Origin of the sequence: Bacillus sp. HY001, assembly GCF_007558965.1 — a bacterium.
Taxonomy (GTDB): domain Bacteria; phylum Bacillota; class Bacilli; order Bacillales; family Bacillaceae_G; genus Bacillus_A; species Bacillus_A mobilis.
Window position 1 is genome coordinate 1 of record NZ_VLTE01000045.1, and the last position, 17393, is coordinate 17393.

Annotated in this window: 24 protein-coding genes; 13 read left to right on the forward strand and 11 right to left on the reverse strand. The window is 36.0% G+C overall.

Annotated features, from left to right (window positions below):
• Nucleotides 1–172: 172 nt before the first annotated feature.
• The gene (locus FOT98_RS20285; RefSeq protein WP_061677533.1) at nucleotides 173–736 is read left to right on the forward strand and encodes a beta-class carbonic anhydrase; all 564 of its coding nucleotides are present in this window, start codon (nucleotides 173–175) and stop codon (nucleotides 734–736) included.
• On the opposite strand, the gene yidD is transcribed toward FOT98_RS20285, so the two are convergent.
• On the reverse strand, nucleotides 733–969 hold the full coding sequence (yidD, locus tag FOT98_RS20290; RefSeq protein ID WP_000809334.1) for a membrane protein insertion efficiency factor YidD: 237 nt from the start codon (nucleotides 967–969) through the stop codon (nucleotides 733–735). The two genes, FOT98_RS20285 and yidD, sit on opposite strands and share 4 nt — an antisense overlap.
• 128 nt (nucleotides 970–1097) lie before the next feature.
• Between yidD and luxS the strand changes: the two genes are divergently transcribed.
• From luxS to FOT98_RS20310, 4 genes are all read left to right on the forward strand, one after another.
• Nucleotides 1098–1571 (forward strand): S-ribosylhomocysteine lyase LuxS, encoded by a 474-nt coding sequence (gene luxS / locus FOT98_RS20295; RefSeq protein WP_001141371.1) that lies wholly within the window; start codon nucleotides 1098–1100, stop codon nucleotides 1569–1571.
• 126 nt (nucleotides 1572–1697) lie between these two features.
• The gene (locus tag FOT98_RS20300; RefSeq protein ID WP_063262102.1) at nucleotides 1698–2462 is read left to right on the forward strand and encodes a MerR family transcriptional regulator; all 765 of its coding nucleotides are present in this window, start codon (nucleotides 1698–1700) and stop codon (nucleotides 2460–2462) included.
• On the forward strand, nucleotides 2459–3154 hold the full coding sequence (locus FOT98_RS33290; protein ID WP_080467720.1) for a DMT family transporter: 696 nt from the start codon (nucleotides 2459–2461) through the stop codon (nucleotides 3152–3154). Before FOT98_RS20300 ends, FOT98_RS33290 begins: the two co-directional genes overlap by 4 nt.
• Nucleotide 3155: 1 nt before the next feature.
• A complete protein-coding gene (locus FOT98_RS20310) occupies nucleotides 3156–3470 on the forward strand; it encodes a DMT family transporter (protein ID WP_061677528.1) in 315 nt (104 codons plus the stop codon).
• A 25-nt stretch (nucleotides 3471–3495) separates the two neighbouring features.
• Here FOT98_RS20310 and FOT98_RS20315 read toward each other — a convergent pair whose 3' ends face one another.
• From FOT98_RS20315 to ytzI, 4 genes are read right to left on the reverse strand one after another with little or no spacing between them, the layout of a single operon-like run.
• Nucleotides 3496–3726, reverse strand: a complete 231-nt coding sequence (locus tag FOT98_RS20315; protein WP_063262101.1) for a YczI family protein — start codon at nucleotides 3724–3726, stop codon at nucleotides 3496–3498.
• 24 nt (nucleotides 3727–3750) lie between these two features.
• Nucleotides 3751–3981, reverse strand: a complete 231-nt coding sequence (locus FOT98_RS20320) for a YczI family protein (RefSeq protein ID WP_063262100.1) — start codon at nucleotides 3979–3981, stop codon at nucleotides 3751–3753.
• 53 nt (nucleotides 3982–4034) lie between these two features.
• On the reverse strand, nucleotides 4035–4265 hold the full coding sequence (locus FOT98_RS20325; RefSeq protein WP_063262099.1) for a DUF3953 domain-containing protein: 231 nt from the start codon (nucleotides 4263–4265) through the stop codon (nucleotides 4035–4037).
• 1 nt (nucleotide 4266) lies between these two features.
• Entirely contained in the window at nucleotides 4267–4416 is a 150-nt protein-coding gene (gene ytzI, locus FOT98_RS20330) for a YtzI protein (protein WP_063262098.1), read from the reverse strand.
• Between the two features lie 83 nt (nucleotides 4417–4499).
• Between ytzI and FOT98_RS20335 the strand changes: the two genes are divergently transcribed.
• From FOT98_RS20335 to FOT98_RS20345, 3 genes are all read left to right on the forward strand, one after another.
• Nucleotides 4500–4817 carry a hypothetical protein gene (locus FOT98_RS20335; RefSeq protein WP_000435821.1) on the forward strand — a complete coding sequence of 106 codons (318 nt, stop codon included), beginning with the start codon at nucleotides 4500–4502 and terminating at the stop codon, nucleotides 4815–4817.
• Nucleotides 4818–4901: 84 nt separating this feature from the next.
• Nucleotides 4902–5381: an antimutator 8-oxo-(dGTP/GTP)ase gene (gene mutTA, locus FOT98_RS20340; RefSeq protein WP_000276386.1), complete on the forward strand. Its 480-nt coding sequence runs from the start codon at nucleotides 4902–4904 to the stop codon at nucleotides 5379–5381.
• Nucleotides 5382–5493: 112 nt separating this feature from the next.
• Nucleotides 5494–6033: a DUF3267 domain-containing protein gene (locus FOT98_RS20345; RefSeq protein WP_063262097.1), complete on the forward strand. Its 540-nt coding sequence runs from the start codon at nucleotides 5494–5496 to the stop codon at nucleotides 6031–6033.
• 38 nt (nucleotides 6034–6071) lie between these two features.
• Here the strand turns inward: FOT98_RS20345 and FOT98_RS20350 are convergent, their stop codons facing one another.
• Nucleotides 6072–6746 (reverse strand): HAD family hydrolase, encoded by a 675-nt coding sequence (locus tag FOT98_RS20350; protein WP_063262096.1) that lies wholly within the window; start codon nucleotides 6744–6746, stop codon nucleotides 6072–6074.
• A gap of 93 nt (nucleotides 6747–6839) precedes the next feature.
• Here FOT98_RS20350 and FOT98_RS20355 point away from each other — a divergent pair, with 93 nt between their 5' ends.
• Complete coding sequence (locus FOT98_RS20355; protein WP_063262095.1) at nucleotides 6840–7952, forward strand: hypothetical protein; 1113 nt, start codon at nucleotides 6840–6842, stop codon at nucleotides 7950–7952.
• Nucleotides 7953–8164: 212 nt separating this feature from the next.
• Nucleotides 8165–8392, forward strand: coding sequence for a hypothetical protein (locus tag FOT98_RS20360; RefSeq protein ID WP_061680464.1), 228 nt, complete (start codon nucleotides 8165–8167; stop codon nucleotides 8390–8392).
• Nucleotides 8393–8425: 33 nt separating this feature from the next.
• On the opposite strand, the gene FOT98_RS20365 is transcribed toward FOT98_RS20360, so the two are convergent.
• The 3 genes from FOT98_RS20365 to FOT98_RS20375 are packed head-to-tail and all read right to left on the reverse strand — an operon-like array spanning nucleotide 8426 to nucleotide 11008.
• Entirely contained in the window at nucleotides 8426–9232 is an 807-nt protein-coding gene (locus FOT98_RS20365) for an ABC transporter permease (protein WP_063262094.1), read from the reverse strand.
• The gene (locus tag FOT98_RS20370) at nucleotides 9225–9989 is read right to left on the reverse strand and encodes an ABC transporter ATP-binding protein (protein WP_063262093.1); all 765 of its coding nucleotides are present in this window, start codon (nucleotides 9987–9989) and stop codon (nucleotides 9225–9227) included. The genes FOT98_RS20365 and FOT98_RS20370 overlap by 8 nt, the downstream gene beginning before the upstream one ends.
• Before the next feature lie 11 nt (nucleotides 9990–10000).
• On the reverse strand, nucleotides 10001–11008 hold the full coding sequence (locus FOT98_RS20375) for an ABC transporter substrate-binding protein (protein ID WP_063262092.1): 1008 nt from the start codon (nucleotides 11006–11008) through the stop codon (nucleotides 10001–10003).
• Between the two features lie 120 nt (nucleotides 11009–11128).
• Between FOT98_RS20375 and FOT98_RS20380 the strand changes: the two genes are divergently transcribed.
• The 3 genes from FOT98_RS20380 (at nucleotide 11129) to FOT98_RS20390 (ending at nucleotide 14237) form a co-directional block, all read left to right on the forward strand.
• Nucleotides 11129–11425 (forward strand): DUF3986 family protein, encoded by a 297-nt coding sequence (locus FOT98_RS20380; protein WP_000455571.1) that lies wholly within the window; start codon nucleotides 11129–11131, stop codon nucleotides 11423–11425.
• A gap of 11 nt (nucleotides 11426–11436) precedes the next feature.
• Complete coding sequence (locus tag FOT98_RS20385; protein WP_063262091.1) at nucleotides 11437–11667, forward strand: hypothetical protein; 231 nt, start codon at nucleotides 11437–11439, stop codon at nucleotides 11665–11667.
• Between the two features lie 425 nt (nucleotides 11668–12092).
• Nucleotides 12093–14237 carry an LTA synthase family protein gene (locus FOT98_RS20390; protein ID WP_063262090.1) on the forward strand — a complete coding sequence of 715 codons (2145 nt, stop codon included), beginning with the start codon at nucleotides 12093–12095 and terminating at the stop codon, nucleotides 14235–14237.
• Between the two features lie 209 nt (nucleotides 14238–14446).
• On the opposite strand, the gene FOT98_RS20395 is transcribed toward FOT98_RS20390, so the two are convergent.
• Both FOT98_RS20395 and FOT98_RS20400 read right to left on the reverse strand, forming a co-directional pair.
• Entirely contained in the window at nucleotides 14447–15256 is an 810-nt protein-coding gene (locus FOT98_RS20395; protein ID WP_063262089.1) for an alpha/beta fold hydrolase, read from the reverse strand.
• 16 nt (nucleotides 15257–15272) lie between these two features.
• Nucleotides 15273–17303, reverse strand: coding sequence for a catalase (locus FOT98_RS20400; RefSeq protein WP_063262088.1), 2031 nt, complete (start codon nucleotides 17301–17303; stop codon nucleotides 15273–15275).
• Between the last annotated feature and the right edge of the window lie 90 nt (nucleotides 17304–17393).

Below are 17393 nucleotides of genomic sequence, written 5' to 3' on the forward strand. Positions count from 1 at the left end.
TATCAAGATGGGTAAAATAAATGCTTGATAATAGGAGGTAACGATACTGCCTCGTGTGGAGTGTTATACCCCTCGTCCCTTCGGGGTTGCGAGAACACTTTGAAGCACTAACTTGTGTAAATTTGATTGAATTGTATAGATTTAGTTAAGTTTATCGTATCGGTTCCTTACTATGAAGTCATTAGAAGAGATTATGCAGTACAATGAAAAATTCGTTGAAGAGAAAAAATATGAAGAGTTTGTAGCAGGGAAATTTCCAAACAAAAAGATGGTAATTATCTCTTGTATGGATACACGTCTTGTTGAACTATTACCGAAAGCAATGAATATGCGTAACGGTGATGTGAAAATTATTAAAGTAGCAGGCGCTGTTATTTCGCATCCTTTCGGAAGTATTATGCGTAGTATTTTAGTTGCTGTATATGAACTTGGTGCTGATGAAGTATGTGTAGTTGGTCACCACGATTGCGGTATGGCTAAAATTCAAGCGAGCAGCACAATTGAGAAGATGAAAGAACGCGGTGTAACAGAAGAAAAATTAGATACACTTCGTTATTCTGGAATCGATTTAGAACAATTCTTACGCGGTTTCTCTAGTGTAGAGGAAAGTGTAGAACATAGCGTATCAGTACTTCGTAACCATCCGTTACTTCCTGAAGAAGTACCTGTTCATGGTCTTGTTATTCACCCTGACACAGGAAAATTAGATTTAGTTGTGAATGGCTACGACAATTAAGAATTTACTTTGTCATCCTTTTTATCTGGGACAGGATCAAATCCTCCCGGGTGGAAAGGGTGACATTTTAATATACGCTTACAAGTTAGCCAAAATCCTTTCAGGGCACCATGCTTTTGAAATGCTTCTAATCCATAGTGAGAGCAAGTTGGGTAAAAGCGGCACGTTGGTGGTGTCATTGGAGAAATGAATTTTTGATAAAATCGTATAATCCCAATAAAAATCTGTTTCATAATGGTCTCCTTTTCAGCATAGTCTTAAAGTATTATAGCACGACTGTACATAATACTTTACTAATGTTGATTTCCGTTATATCATATTGGATATAACGGAATTAAATTAAAAGCGGGAGAGATGTTGTATGCCATCAGTAGAAAGCTTTGAATTAGATCATACGATTGTAAAGGCGCCTTATGTAAGACATTGCGGAGTTCACAACGTAGGTAGTGACGGTATTGTAAATAAATTTGATATTCGTTTTTGCCAACCGAATAAACAAGCAATGAAACCAGATGTTATTCATACGTTAGAACATTTATTAGCATTTAATTTACGTAAATATATTGATCGTTATCCGCATTTTGATATTATCGATATTTCACCAATGGGCTGCCAAACAGGATATTATCTTGTAGTAAGCGGAACACCAACAGTTCGAGAAATCATTGATTTATTAGAACTAACATTAAAAGATGCGGTTCAAATTACAGAAATTCCAGCTGCAAATGAAACACAATGTGGCCAAGCGAAGCTTCACGACTTAGAAGGCGCACAACGCTTAATGAACTTCTGGTTAAGCCAAGATAAAGATGAACTTGAGAAAGTATTTGGATAAAGTGAAACTGCCTGTGAAAGGGCAGTTTTTTATTTGTAGAAATATATGTTATGAAGAGTATTGACTTTAACGTATACGTCAAAGTTTATAGTGAGGATAAATAAAGTAAGGTAAAGGGAGGAAATGATGGATAAGTATAGCATTGGCGAAATTTCAAAAGAAACGAATGTAACGACGAGAACACTTAGATATTATGAGGAAATTGGATTGTTAACACCCTCGTATGTTGCCGAATCAGGATATCGTTACTATTCAAAAGATGATGTAATTACATTGCAGCAAATCACAACTTTTAAAAAGCTCGGTTTTAAGCTTTCAGAAATAAAAGAAGTATTAAAAGAAGAAAAGGGGATTTCAGAAGAAGAAAGATGGAAAAATGCGATTCAAAATGAAATTCAAACGATACAAGGGGAAGTAAAAAGATTACAGGATTTAGAAAAACTACTATATACAACATTTCATTCCATTGAATTAACAGGGGAGCTTAGAACAGAAGATTTAATGTTATTTATAAAATCTGTACAGGGAATTGATCAGAGGGAGAAATTTTGGAAAAGGTATTTTAATGAGGAAGAGCAGCATATTATTCAGGGTTTACCAACATTTGAAGAAAACGATAAAAGAACGCAAGAGTGGTTGCAAGTATTAAGAGAAATTCGTGAGCGTATAAATGAACCAGTAGATTCACCAGAAGTTCAACAATTGGCGGAAAAAGTAGTGGGTTTTTCTATGCATGTATTTCAAGAAGATGAACAATTAATAAATAAGTATTGGGAATTAATTAGACCTGAAGAGGGAGAGAGTGCAAAAGTATATGGACTTGATTCGGAAACAATGAAGTATATAGATGAAATGGTAGAGTGTTATTTGAAAAAGGAGGAAGATAAATGACAGCTATGCAAAAAGAGAAGCTATATGGAAAGGAGCACGCGAGATTAGAGCGGCAATACTTTTATAAACATGTGGGTATTTTCATTCTTGCACAGCTACTATTTATTTTTGTAATAGGACTTGTACCAGCTCAAGAGCTACCAAGTGGATCTTATATTCTTCATATGAAAGAATGGATTTTGAATAAACGAATCGGCTTTTATCAAAATGAAACTATTAATACCATTGTCAGTGTTTGGACATCGGTACTTATGATTCATTTTATATGGGCGATGTCTTACATTCTTTTTCCGAAAAAGAAACGTAGCTCTTCAAAACAAGAAATACGACAAGAAGTAAAAGAAGAAGTGAAAAAGAAAAAGGAGATTAGTACAAATCGGGCTTGGCTGTATTTAGTATTTGGCGGCTTAATCGAAATATATTGGGCAACTGGATTAAAAACAAATTCGATGAGTATTTTGACACTTATTGCAATTTTAGTTAGCTTTCATCTATTAATTGAAGCGACGAAAAGAATCCCAATTGGAACCGCATATGCAGTATTTACTGGAATTGGGACAGTTGGAACGATAGTAGTAGATATTGTGTATTTTAAAGAGCCATTTTCGTTTATTAAAATCTTCCTTGTGTGTTTATTGGCACTATTTATTATCGGATTGAAATTTAGTGGTGGCAAGGAAGAGGTGAAATAAAATGGCGTGGATGTATTTAATTATAGCCGGGCTCCTTGAAATTGTCGGTGTAATTGGGATAAAGAAAGTAGCGAAAGATAATAATTGGACGAATAATATTATTTTAATAGGTGGCTTTATTATTAGCTTTCAATTTTTAACGATGGCGCTTCAAGAAATTCAGTTATCAATTGCATATGCAGTTTGGACTGGAATTGGGACGCTTGGTGCAGCAGTTGTCGGTATTTTATTCTTTCAAGAGCCGAAAAATGCATTTCGGATTATTTGCATCGTTGGAATTATGGGGACGATTATTGGATTGAAAATGGTGAGTTAAAGAGGAGCTGAAATGCTCTTCTTTTTTACGAAAATATACTAGATACCCCAACATATAAAATAAAGGCAGAACCGAGAAAATACACAAATGCTTTAGCTTTTTGCCGCTCTTTTATTTCATCGATTCCAAAAAGGATAAACATAATACTCAAAAGGATAAAAACGTATGGTAACAGCATAGAGAGGTTTGCGAAGAAGCTAAATAGGGCGAGAATAAGTGCGATAGTGGCGATTATAATTCGAATGTTTTTTAACATATAATCCCCCTTTAAATAAACTACTTACCGAAATAGTTCTGAGAAGCTAAGAAATAAAGCACCAGCACCAGTCATGAAAGCAAGTAAACCGCTAGATTTTCTGTCTTGTTTTATTTCTCCTAGCGCTATAGTGAAAGCCATTAATCCTAAGAAAAAGAACATATAAGGCATTATTTCTCTATTGCCAGTAAAAAATCCATAGATTGCTATACATAAAGCGACAAATGCAAAAGCAATTCGAACGCCATTTAACATAAAAACCCTCCTTCTATTTTATCCCGCCCGTGAAACCCCCACCGATTAAAGTTTCACTTTATGTAGGTAATGATAAGAACAATCCAAGAGAAAGCTCCAGCAGCAATACAAATAAAGCCTGTTCCTGAATCCTTTTTCTTTATTTGTTCAATTGCGATGAGAAACAGTAAAGCTCCTAATAGAAATTGTGAAAGTGGTAGAAAGTTATTTTGACCTGTATAGAGCCCAATTGCTGACATAATTATCACAGCGAGTGCGATTACAATGCGAAGTATACGAAGCATATTATGAACCCTCCTTGTTATTTTTTGCGTAAGGATTATCTTCTGGTTTATTAACGGAATGTTTATATGCGTAGCCTTTATTAATCGTCATGACGGAGAGTACTAGTATGACTAGGACGATTATAATACCGATAATTAATATTTTGAGCATAAAATCCCTCCTTTTCTTTATTTTACATAATTTTGTAATTGATGAAAACAATAGAAATTAAAAGGATGAAAGAAGGGTGTTACATGGAGCAGAAAAAAACATATTATATATCAATAGGAAACGGTCAAATTTCACAAGTGAAGACGGCGGATACGTATAATTTTGAAATTTCCGCAAGTGATGAGGAAATTACGGAGTTAAGAGAGTACTTCGATCAAGCATATGTAGAGGATTTAGGTTCGTTTGTACGTTCTCACGTTCCATTTGTTGAGTATCATCACGATTCAAATAATGACCGATATGATGAACAACTACAAAAAGCATATAAAATGATTTATGATTTAGGAAATCATGAGACGAAAGAATTAGTCGCGCAAATGGGAATAATCAATGGATTGTAATTGGATAATATTATGCAGAAAAGCGAGAATATGCTACAATTTGTGGTAGGAAAAACTTGTAACCATCAATAGGGGAGTAATGGCATGTACAAATTTAAAGATTATTACCACAACACTGTACAATTATCGTTTGAACGTTATCCATTTTCTCCTGAGCCAAAGCATGTTTGGGTTGTATGCCGGTACGGGGATCAATGGTTATTAACGCATCATTTACGTCGCGGTCTTGAATTTCCAGGTGGTAAAGTAGAACTAGGGGAAACACCGGAAGAGGCGGCAGTTCGAGAGGTTCATGAAGAAACCGGCGGCATCGTTTCGGATTTAACTTACTTAGGACAATATAAAGTATCTGGAAAAGACAAAATAATCATTAAAAACATTTATTTTGCAACAATTAGTGCGGTAGAAGAACATACGCATTACGAAGAAACGAAAGGGTCTGTTTTATTAACAGACATTCCTGACAACATTAAAACGGATAGAAAATTTAGCTTTATAATGCGCGACGATGTATTGGCGCGTACGATGAAACATATAGAAGAAATCGGCTGTTTTACGAAGTAAAGTGGCTGGTTTCTTTTTTTGTGCGTAAGAATAAATGTAAATATATCTTTACATTATTTTGGGTATATTATACAATTTTGTAAAGATATATTTACATTTTAGGAGGGGGAAGATGGATAAAAGAAAAGAAACGACTGTTACTGTTTCGATGGTTAAGTTAAATATCTATTCATTACTTATAATCTTTGCGTTGGCGTTTGGAATTGGTTATTTGCATATATTTCTTTCAGGCGGGGTTCAATTTGACTTTACATTGCCCGTTATGTTTCTTTTGATTATTGGAATGATTGTTCTCATATGTATTCATGAAGCGATACATTTAATAGGATTTCGTTACATCGGAGGCGTGCCGTGGAGTGAGCTGAAATGGGGCGTTAATTGGAAATTAGGTGTTGCATATGCGCATTCTAAACAGGCGATTACAGTAAAGCAAATGAAGAAAGTGTTAATGCTGCCGTTTTTACCAACTGGTATTTTGCCAATTGTATTAGGATTAGCTATGAATCTGGAGCCACTCTCATTTTTAGGAATTCTACTAACAGCAGGTTGCATTGGTGACATTGCCTTATATCGAAAAGTTTCAAGGTTTCCAGACGATGCGATAGTGAAAGATCATCCGAGTAAACCGCAGTTTACAGTATATGAATTATAAGGGAAGAGGAGGCGTTCGGGAAATGAAGCCTCCTTTTACTATTGTCTTGTTTTTGTCTCCACCTCTAAAAACGAAAGCACCTCCAATAAATCATCTACCACACGCGAATGCTCAAAGTCACCCCAAAATGAATCTCTCTTCCACACACCAAGAATCCCTATTCGTTCAGAACCAAGCACATCGTTTTCTGGATGATCTCCAACGTAAAGACATTCTGAGGCCTTAACGTCTAGCTTTTGTAAGGCTCGTTCGAAAATTTCAGGATGTGGTTTTTTAATTCCTTCTGCTTCTGAAACGAGAATTGTGTTTGTATACGTATGTATGTTTAGTGCGCGAAGATTGTTTATTTGAAACTCAGTAAAGCCATTTGTAATAATGCCGATTTTAATATTTTGTTGTGTTAAACGATGGAGTAATTCATGCATGTTTTGGAAAGGAATACAATGGTGTTGAAAGTTTGTAATATAGTCGTGCAGCAGTTGCTCTGGTGTTAAAGTGGTAATGTTGTATTCGCAAAGGAGAGTAGCATATACTTTATCTTTCCACGTATAGCCATTATTATCGAGCTCAAGAAATCGAGAACAATACTCTAATTGTTCTATGTTCATTAAGTGAGAGGCAAAGCGATTATATTGATTATGAATAAATTGTTCTAGAGATTGGCGCCGATCTAATAGTGTTCCATCTAAGTCGAATAGGACTGCTCGAATCATAGGAAACCCCCTTACAGTTTATTTAATTAATTATCGCATATTCTTTAAAAATTGATTATGATATTTTTGTAGAATGGAACGACGGAGGTTTATATGAAGAGACTGTATGGCAAGTTAGTAGGGTTTATCGCCGTAATTGGTTTAATAACAGGATGCGATAGTTCTATGAAGAGTGTGAAGGAAAAAGAAATTTGTAAGATAGAAGAAGAATGCGTGGAAATAGGAGATAATAAACTTCAAAAAGTATATGAAAAAATAGATAGATTATCTGAGCTTGAAGCAGTAGAAGATTATGATATAGAAGAGCATGAAAGTGTGGATATGAAAGGAGCAGATAAGAAAAAAGAAGAAGATGAAAATTACTTCTTTTTAGCTTCTTATTATATTGATGGTGATGAAATTGTAGATCCTTATTTTGAAAAAATAGAACGGAAACGTTTAAATAAAGTATTCGCTGAAGATAAAGAAGCGAAAGAAGAAGTGCTACAACAACGTCAAGATAGGGGCTATCATGAAGACTTATGGGATATGTACCGCACTCTGATCCCAGCTAAATATCGCGGGAATATAACAGAATTCGACTTAATAACGGATGGTTATGACGGTGTTGTTGCCCATGTTATGCCTAGTATGGAGAATCCGAAAGATTGGACGCTAAGCTTAGATACACTTGATTCTGCGGTAAATATCGATGAAGTGATGAAAACATTAATTCATGAGACGGCTCATGTGTTGACACTCGGACATAAGCAAATACCAGTAGATGAAAAGTATTTGAAGGATTTTGAAGAAGATAAAGATATTTCAACGTACAGAAGTAACTGTGAAACGCTTTTCTTACAAGAGGGGTGTGCGAGGGAGAAATCTTATATTAATCAATTTTATAACTCTTTCTGGAAGCCAATTGAGCAGGAGTGGACAGAAAAGAAAGTGGAAGAAAGTGAAGAAACTCAAATTGAATTTTTTAAAGAAAAGCATGAGGAGTTTGTATCACAGTATGGAACGACCAATGTAGCGGAAGATATTGCAGATACGTTTACAGCTTTTATTTTGCAAGATTCCAAAAAGGTGAAAGAAGGATCGGAGTTAAAGTATAAAAAAATTGCGTTCTTCTATCAGTTCCCTGAACTTGTGAAAATGAGAGCGGAAGTGTTGACGGGATTATATGATGTTTCGAAAACGATAGAACAACAAAGTGGACACTAATACGAGTTATATATTTTAGCCAAGAAAACGTAAAGAATTTTAGTTCTTTGCGTTTTTTTGTTGATAAAATTGAAAATTCTGTCTTTTTATAAAAAGAAGAAGGAACTGAAGCTTTAAAAGAGAATTAGTATAAAAATGTCACAAATTAGACACAATTATAATGCGCATATTATAGGGACTAAAAGTTTACTCTCAAGGAGGTAATGAAACGTATGAAAACGATTCTTGCGGTTGCTGGTCTCATTTGGGTAATGTCTCACGGTTTTCCGATTTTTGAAGGAGAGCAAATTCGTAGTGCATTAAATAAAAAGTATGATGATTATCATGTAATAGATCGAAAAGAAAATGTCGTTACAGTACGTGTGAAAGATTGTTTCCATACAGTTACGGTTGCGAATGGCAACGTGACAAATGAAACAAAGATGTGTGATAAAAAGTAAAGAAAGAAGCTGACTATAGTTTATCGCTCTAAGTCAGCTTCTTTTTCGTTTTCCAATTAGAAGTTTTTCAAATGCCTCAACAAACACATACATAAGTGTTGCGAGGACACAGGTGAGTAGTACGCTCAGTAAGACGAGCGTGAAATTAAATACTTGGAACCCGTAACTAATTAAGTAGCCAAGACCTTGTTTAGAGACGAGAAGTTCGCCGAATATAACACCGACCCATGATAAACCAACGTTCACTTTTAACGTTGAAATAATTGCTGGGAAGGATGCAGGGAGAACGACTTGCTTATAACATTGCCACTTATTTGCACCAAATGTGTCCATCACTTTTATATAGTTAGAATCGACTTCTTGAAATGCACTGTAAATAACGAGAATGGTAATGATGATGGAAATGATTACTCCCATTGCAATCGACGAAGAAATATTTGGGCCGAAGATTACAATGATAATAGGTCCAAGTGCCACTTTTGGCATGGCGTTTAAGACGACGAGATAGGGATCGAGTACGCGGGCGAGAAGCGGCATCCACCAAAGAAAAGTAGCGATAATAGCGCCGAGCACTGTTCCAAGAATGAAGCCTACTCCCGTTTCAAGTAATGTCGTCCATATGTGGACCCAAAGCGAACCGTCAATCCATTTACTAAGGAAGAGATCCCAAATGCTTGAAGGGGAGCTAAAGAGTAAAGGATCAATCCACTCTTTTTTGCTAGCTATTTCCCATAGTGCAAAGAAAAGAATGAGCAGTAAAAGCTGCAGTGAGCGTGCTAACCATGCGCGCTTGCGTTCTTTCTTCCGAAACTGTTCATGTAGTTGCTTTATATTATCCAAGTCGCTCCAGCTCCTTCCATATATCTTGGAAGAGGGATGGGAAGTCATGGTGGTGGCGTGATTCTAACGGTGATAAGGAACGGATGCTTTCTGGGACGATAAATATTTTTGCAATTTTCCCGGGATTCGCTTGTAGTAAATAAATACGATCACTCATCGCGATGGCTTCTTCAATATCGTGTGTTACGAGTAGTGATGTTTTTTTATAGTTACGTAATAATGTGAAGACGAGATCTTCTAGTTTCAACTTCGTTTGATAATCGAGAGCCGAAAAAGGTTCATCTAGCAATAAAATTTTCGGATCGGTTGCTAACGTTCGAACGAGAGCGGCACGTTGACGCATACCACCGGACAGTTCACGAGGGTATTGCTCTTCTACATCATGTAGACCGACTTGTTTTAAAAGTTGTAAAGTATGTTCCTTCGTCTGTTCATTGTAGATTTTTCGGGTGTGAAGTCCAAGCATAATGTTCTCTTCAATTGTTTTCCAAGGGAACAAGTAATCTTGCTGCAACATATACCCCATAGATGAGGTTTTCGTTGTAATGGGCTCACCATCTAAAAAGACGATACCTTCAATTGGATCAAGCAGTCCGGCAATAATGGAGAGGAGTGTTGTTTTGCCGCAACCACTTGGACCGAGTATAGAAATAAATTCGCCTTCTTCCACTTGTAAACTCATATCTTCGAGAATCAATTTGGCATTTTCTTTTGCGAAAAAGCAGTGAGAAACGTTACGTATTTGTAAAAAACTCATACACTTCGCCTCTATTTCTTAATAACGCTTTCGGCAATTTTTGTATTGACGAGCGCTTCATGTGGAACTTCTTTTTGTAATTCGCCAGCTTCTTTCATAATCGTTTGGAGCTGTTTCCATTCTTCAGCATCTAATAGCGGATTTGTCGCATAAGAATGTTGTTTTTTATACCGTTCAATTACTTTTACTGTAATGTCTTTTGAAGTGTCTTTAAATAACGGAGACACGGCATCAGCAATCTCTTCTGGACTATGTGTATCAACCCATTGTTGTGCTTTATAGAGCGCACGTGTGAACTTTTCAGCAGCATCTTTATCTTTCTTTAAGAAGCTTTCTTTTGCCATGAACGATGTATACGGAACAGTTCCAGATTCATTTCCGAACGAAGCGACGATATATCCTTTACCTTCTTTTTCGAATATACTTGCAGTCGGTTCAAAGAGCTGTACAAATTCCCCAGTACCAGATGCAAAGGCACTTGCAATGTTAGCAAATTCGATGTTTTGAATTAAGTTTGTATCTTTGTGAGGATCAATGCCATTTTTCTTTAAAACGTATTCTCCAACCATTTGCGGCATGCCGCCTTTACGCTGTCCTAAAAACGTAACACCTCTTACGTCATTCCAATTAAAAGAGTCTAACTTTTTACGCGAAACTAAAAATGTTCCGTCTGTTTGTGTAAGTTGTGCGAAGTTAATGACAGGGTCTTTTGCACCTTGTTGATGAATATAAATAGATGTTTCAGAACCGACGAGAGCAATATCAATTCCGCCAGATAATAAGGCGGTCATCGTTTTATCTCCGCCAGCTGTTGTTTGGAGGTCAATATTTAACCCTTCATCTTTAAAAAATCCTTTTTCAATCCCAACATATAACGGGGCGTAGAAGAGAGAGTGGGTAACTTCGCCGATGCGAATGTTTTGCGTTTGTTCTTTTGTACTTTCTTTTTTACTACTGCAAGCAGCAAATGTGAAAACAGCTAGTAACATGATGCAAAAAACAGCTATAAATTTTTTCACTATATGACACCTCCTAGAAGTCACTCTACAAGCATGATATGTAGGTAAGTGCCCATATGTGAGTGTAGATAGCAGGAATTTTTTGGGTGATAAAGAAGTACAAATATAAGGGGTGATAAAATGGAGTACGAATATGATGATAGCGTACATTTACATCTTGATTATTTCGGAACAGAATGTGATATGGAATCGATTGCTTATAAGCGGAAGAATGAAGACGTGTGGGATGTGTATTTTAATTTTGGAGCATATGGTCTTCAGAAAGATGAAATCGAGACAGGTAGATTTATGGACGAATATGCTGGTCATTACGTTTTTTCTGTACATGCTCGTGATCTTAGTTGGGAATTTGGAAGTGCTCAATTTGAAGAATGGGTTTTGAGAAATCAAATAGTAGAAAAATCGCTGCAAAAATAGGGAGGAATTTTGTGGTCGATTTTCTCATTTTCTTGTTCATTTTCGTAGTCGGCTTTTTTATTATGCAAGTACTCATTTACCGATTTGCAAAGAAAAACATTCAAAAATATACAAAAATGAAATGGGTTCATATGTGGCTCGAGATGAATATGAAAAAGGGCCCGAGATTAGATCTTTTTGATTTTGTAGTTATCGTACTTGTATGTATTATATGGAAGGTATGGATGTATTCTCTTCTATAATACATATGCTCATGTCTGTTAAAATGAAGGAGAACCTGTCAGTGTTGATAGGTTCTTTTCTTATGGTAATAATTTTGTGAAGCATAGTTCATTTATCCCGCTTTAATGGGCAGTAAGACCCCCACCTCAAAATTCAGCGAAAGCAAAGAAGTTAGGTGGGGGATTAACTGCCCATAAAAGTCCGATTGGTGAGGGCTGATAATCAGTGGGGGATGAAGAAAACCCCCACTGATTAAAGTTTCACTTTATGCTGCTAGAATATAGAGCGAAGAAGGTTTATCCCGTTCAATCTTGAATGGAGCGGACTCATGAAAGTTTCATTGTATTTTTAAGGGGAAATTAAGGATACATGTGTATATTACAAGCACATAGGGAGACTAGCTGTATACAAATATGGTATTTTGTATAGGACAATATGTTTGTTGATGCGAGACGAAGGGGTAAAGGAAAGAGGGAATCAATTGCGTTTTAATGTTTTTACACAGCGACGAAGAAGAGATGAATTTCATTTTAGTTTTTCGGCTCAGCAACCGAGAAAGAATCTATTAATTTCTATCATTCTTAGTGGAATGTGGGCGATCTGTTTAGAAACGCTATTCTTTGTTATGTTAAGGTTTTTCGAATTTGAGAAAACTAAAGAATTTTTCAATGGAACAATACAGCTAAGTATACTCATTATTATTTTGTGGGGTGCACTACTAAACACGATTCATTTAAATAAAGGTATTGGTCACAAGCTTAGGCCAGCTATTCGAGTTCACATCGTATTATTTTTAATTGCTCATACAATGAGTTGGATGTATATCTTAGTGCAGGAGGATATGAGCCTTCTATTAGTAAATACATGGGTATATTTACAATATGGACAGTATATATTAAGCCTGTTATTTATTTATATGGTATACGTTTTTGCATATAATTTGCTTGGAAGAGTTTTCTTAAGTACAACGATAACTAGCTTAGTTTTATTTATTTTTGTAATGGTGAACCATTTTAAGCTCATCTTTAGAGGTGAGCCATTCTATCCGTCTGATTTCACACAGATTGGTCATATGGATACGGTTATACCGATGGTCATGGATTATTTCAGTTTTTGGAATGTGTTCCTGATGGTAGTTAGTATTGTTTTACTTATCTTTGTAGTTATGTATATAAGAAAGTACATTCCAGTTATAAAATCGCATATTATTATGAGAATTATTTTAGTATGTGGATCTGCGTTTATGTTGTATGCATATAGTAACGCCCCTAATACCTTTATGAATAATATCTTTACAAAAGCTGGGGTAGACATCCGCGCGTGGAATCAAGTTATAAATTATAAGGGGAATGGTTTTGTTATAGGTTTTTTAAGTAACTTAGATACGACAGTTATCCAAGAGCCAGAAAAATACTCAAAAGAAAATATGCAGCAAATTGCAAAGGATATAGAGAAGCAATATGGCGGTAAAGTAAAAGGGCAAAAAACGGCAGAGAAGCCGAATATTATATTTATTATGAGTGAAGCATTCTGGGACCCGACAAAATTAGCGAATCTTTCATTTAGCGAAGATCCAGTGCCGAATTTACATCATTATACAGAGAATTTCCCAGGGGGACAAACGATAGCTCCTACATTTGGAGGAAATACAGCAAATACAGAATTTGAAGCATTAACGAGTTACTCGATGAGTCTTTTAATGCCTGGTTCTATACCATATCAACAAGCTATCCCAAGTCAGAAAGAAGTTCCATCCATTGCCAGTGAATTGAAAAAGCAAGGATATTATGCAAGTGCAATTCATGCTTTTAATCGATCGTTTTATAAAAGAGATGATGTATATAAAACATTGGGATTCGATAATTTTAATGCAGAAGACACGATGAAAAATACAGAAGTAGTTGGAGATAATGTTAGTGATTTATCTATGAGTAAAGAAATTATAGATGAATTAAAGAAGAGAAAACAACCTACGTTTATTCATGCAGTGACGATGCAAAATCATTTTCCATATACGCCAAATATGTTTGGAGAAAATAAAGTAGAAATTAGTGGATTAACAGAAGAGGAATCGAAGGCAGAGTTAGAAGCATATACAGAAGGGGTAAGATTGTCTGATGAAGCGTTGCAATATTTAATTGAGCAGCTTGATGATTTAGACAGGCCTACTTTATTAGTCTTCTTTGGAGACCATTTGCCTATGTTAGGAACTAATAAATCTATTTATAAAGAAGCAGGATATATAGAGAATGAAGAGACAGTAAGAGAAAGATTACTTATGTCAGAAACACCATTGTTAATGTACGCAAATTTCGATTTGCCAAATGACAATTTAGGTTTAGTAAGTCCGATTTATTTTTCTAGTCTTGTTTTTGATTATGCAGGATTAAATCAATCACCATTTTATCAATTTTTATCGGAAATGCATAAAGAAATACCAGTTCTTAGAGATGAGTTAAAGGTTAATAAAGATGGAGAAGAGATAACAGATTTAACAAAGGAACAAAAAGAAATGTTAGAGCACTATAAAATGATTCAATATGATTTACTTGCTGGAAAGCAGTATAGTAAAGATATACTTTTTAAATAGAAAAACAAAAAGAACTTGTATAACGATACAAGTTCTTTTTTTTATAGTATTTAACGGGGTAACCAGACAAGCTGGGTTTAGGGAGTATTACCTGTACATTTAGTATAAATGAAAATGTGATCGTTTTATTTATAGATTTGTGAGAAATATGTGAATTTTAGTTCTTATCAAAACTCCATGATTTTTAATTTTTTTACATATGGATACATTTATGAATGCAAAAACTTTATGAGTTCTTCGTTTAATTCATCCGCTTGATCGATTGGAGAGCCGTGACCGCTATTTGTAAGAGGATGTAACTGAGAATTTTTAATCCGCTTTTGTGTGAGTTCAGCGCTTTTGTAAGGGATTAATTGATCGTGAACACCGTGGAATATTTTTGTTGGGACGTTAATTTTATTTAGATCTTTCGTTACATCTTCATTTGCGGCTGCTTGCAATATTTTGATGAGAGCGTAGGAAGCAGACTGCATACCGAGATAAGAAAACCATTCTAACGTAGCAGATCCTAAGTTTCTATTAAAAAATGATAAAGATACATCATTTAAAAATTTAGGCATATTGGCATACATTTGATTAATGAGGGTATCTGCTTGTTCTTTTGGGACACCGTAGGGAGATTCTTGATTTTTAACGAAAGAGGGGGAAACAGCATCGACTAATACAAGTTTAGAAATGCGATGACCATTATAGCGGGACATGTACCGAATAGAAAGGGCGCCACCTACGGAAAAACCGACTAATGTAGCATTTTCTACTTGAAGTGCTTCTAGAACAATGGCGATATCGTCTGCTAAACGATCGTATGTGTAACCGGTCCATGGTTTATCAGATTGCCCGTTTCCGCGTATATCCATAGCAATGCAGCGGAAACCGTGCTGTGGTAACACATTGAGTTGATATTGGTACATTTGATGATTTAAAGGCCAGCCATGGACGAAGAACACAGTTTTACTACCGGGTCCGGGATTTACGTCTTGCACAAAAATATGCACATCTTTCTCGACGGTAACAAACATAAATTATCCTCCTAACCTATTCATATGCTCTATCCCAAAAGCGTTGTTTTGTCATAGCTTTAATAAATTCATTCGCCAGGAGCGTAGGGTTCTGTTCTACTAAGACACCAGGCTTTCCATTAATATTTAAAGATTGAATAACAGTAGATCCATTTTGGAAGGCACCAATTGGCTTAAAGTGATTATAGGATTCTACGACAAATGAAGTCGCTTTATTAAGACACTTTTCATCAAGGTTTCCTCCAATAAGAAGTAGCCCGTCATAAAGAAGTGAAGATCCTGTTAAAAAAGTATCATTCACGTCCCAACGTACATTTTGCGTTCCTTGCACAATACCTAACCGCTCGGAAACAATCACTGGCTGCAACCCAACTTGTTTGAATTGATTTAGTATATATTGCGCGTTTTGTCCGTCATATCCATCTGCAACAATGACACCTACTCGTAATGTATTAGGACTAAATGTCGTATTTGCCATACTGAGTGCTGGCGATGATTTCGTAACGCTCGATTCTTGAATATTTGGGACTTTTGCTCCAACCGCTTCAGCGACTAACGTAGCTAATTCAGTACTAATATGTCCAATCATATTTACGACTTGTTGACGGACAGATTTGCTTTTTACTTTTCCTAATTCAAAGGAGAAGGCTTGCATAATATGAACCTTTTCGACGTTACTCATACTATTCCAAAATAAACGTGCTTGAGAGAAATGATCTTTGAAACTGGCGGCTGTTTCTCTCGTTTTATGTCCTGATACAGTGGAAGGATATGTAACGAACCCACCCTTTGTACCGGGGACTGTGTAAGGAGTGTTATTTGCTAAGGAATTATTATGGTAAGCGACTTTTCCTTTATCAATTATATATTTAGAGGCACCATCTCTTTGGTTGTTATGAAATGGGCATACTGGACGGTTAATCGGTAATTCTTGATAATTGGTACCGACGCGTGCCAATTGAGTGTCTGTATAAGAAAAGAGCCTACCTTGTAAGAGTGGATCATTGGTGAAATCAATACCACGGACGATACTTCCAGGATGAAGTGCGACTTGTTCCGTTTCAGTGAATACATTCTCGACGTTGCGATTTAATGTCATTTTTCCAATGATTTTAACGGGGAAATCTTCTTCAGGCCAAATTTTCGTCGCATCTAATATATCGAAATCGTATTTAAATTCATCCTCTTCTTCTAAAATTTGAATGCCAAGTTCGTACTCAGGATAGTTTCTGGCATTAATATTTTCCCATAAGTCACGACGGTGGTAATCTGGATCAGCGCCGCCTAATTTTTGAGCTTCATCCCAAATTAATGAGTGAATACCAAGTTTCGGCTTCCAGTGAAATTTTACGAATCGCGACTTTCCATTTTTATTCACTAAGCGGAATGTATGAACACCAAACCCTTGCATCATTCGAAAGCTTCTTGGAATGGCACGATCAGACATAATCCACATCATCATCGCAGCAGATTCTTGGTTATTGGCGATGAAGTCCCAAAATGTATCATGTGCTGTTTGTCCCTGTGGAATTTCATTATGCGGCTCAGGTTTAAGGGCGTGAATAAGATCAGGGAATTTAATGCCATCTTGAATGAAGAAAATGGGAATATTGTTTCCGACTAAATCAAAATTTCCTTCTTCTGTATAAAATTTAACGGCGAACCCTCGTACATCTCGATTTGTTTCATTCGCACCTTTTGATCCAGCCACTTCAGAGAAGCGAACAAAAAGGGGTGTTTTTTTTGAAGGGTCTTGTAAAAAGTGGGTCATTGTTAGCTCTTCTAAAGATTCATATAGCTCGAATATACCATGTGCGCCGTATCCACGTGCGTGAACGACTCTTTCAGGAATTCGTTCACGGTCAAAATGAGCAAGCTTTTCTCGCATCAGGAAATCTTCTAGAAGGGTAGGGCCACGATCGCCAGCGGTTAAAGAGTTTTCATCATTTGAAATTGTAACACCTGTATTTGTCGTCATTTTCTTTCCTTCATTTTCACGGGTGAAGGCTTCCAGTTGTTCTGTTTTTTTATTTTTTTTGCCGTCCATATAAAACACCTCCCATAATATACGTATTATTGTTTATAGCTTTTATGCTTATATATATAGTCTGAAGATGCTTTGCTTTATTGGGATGAT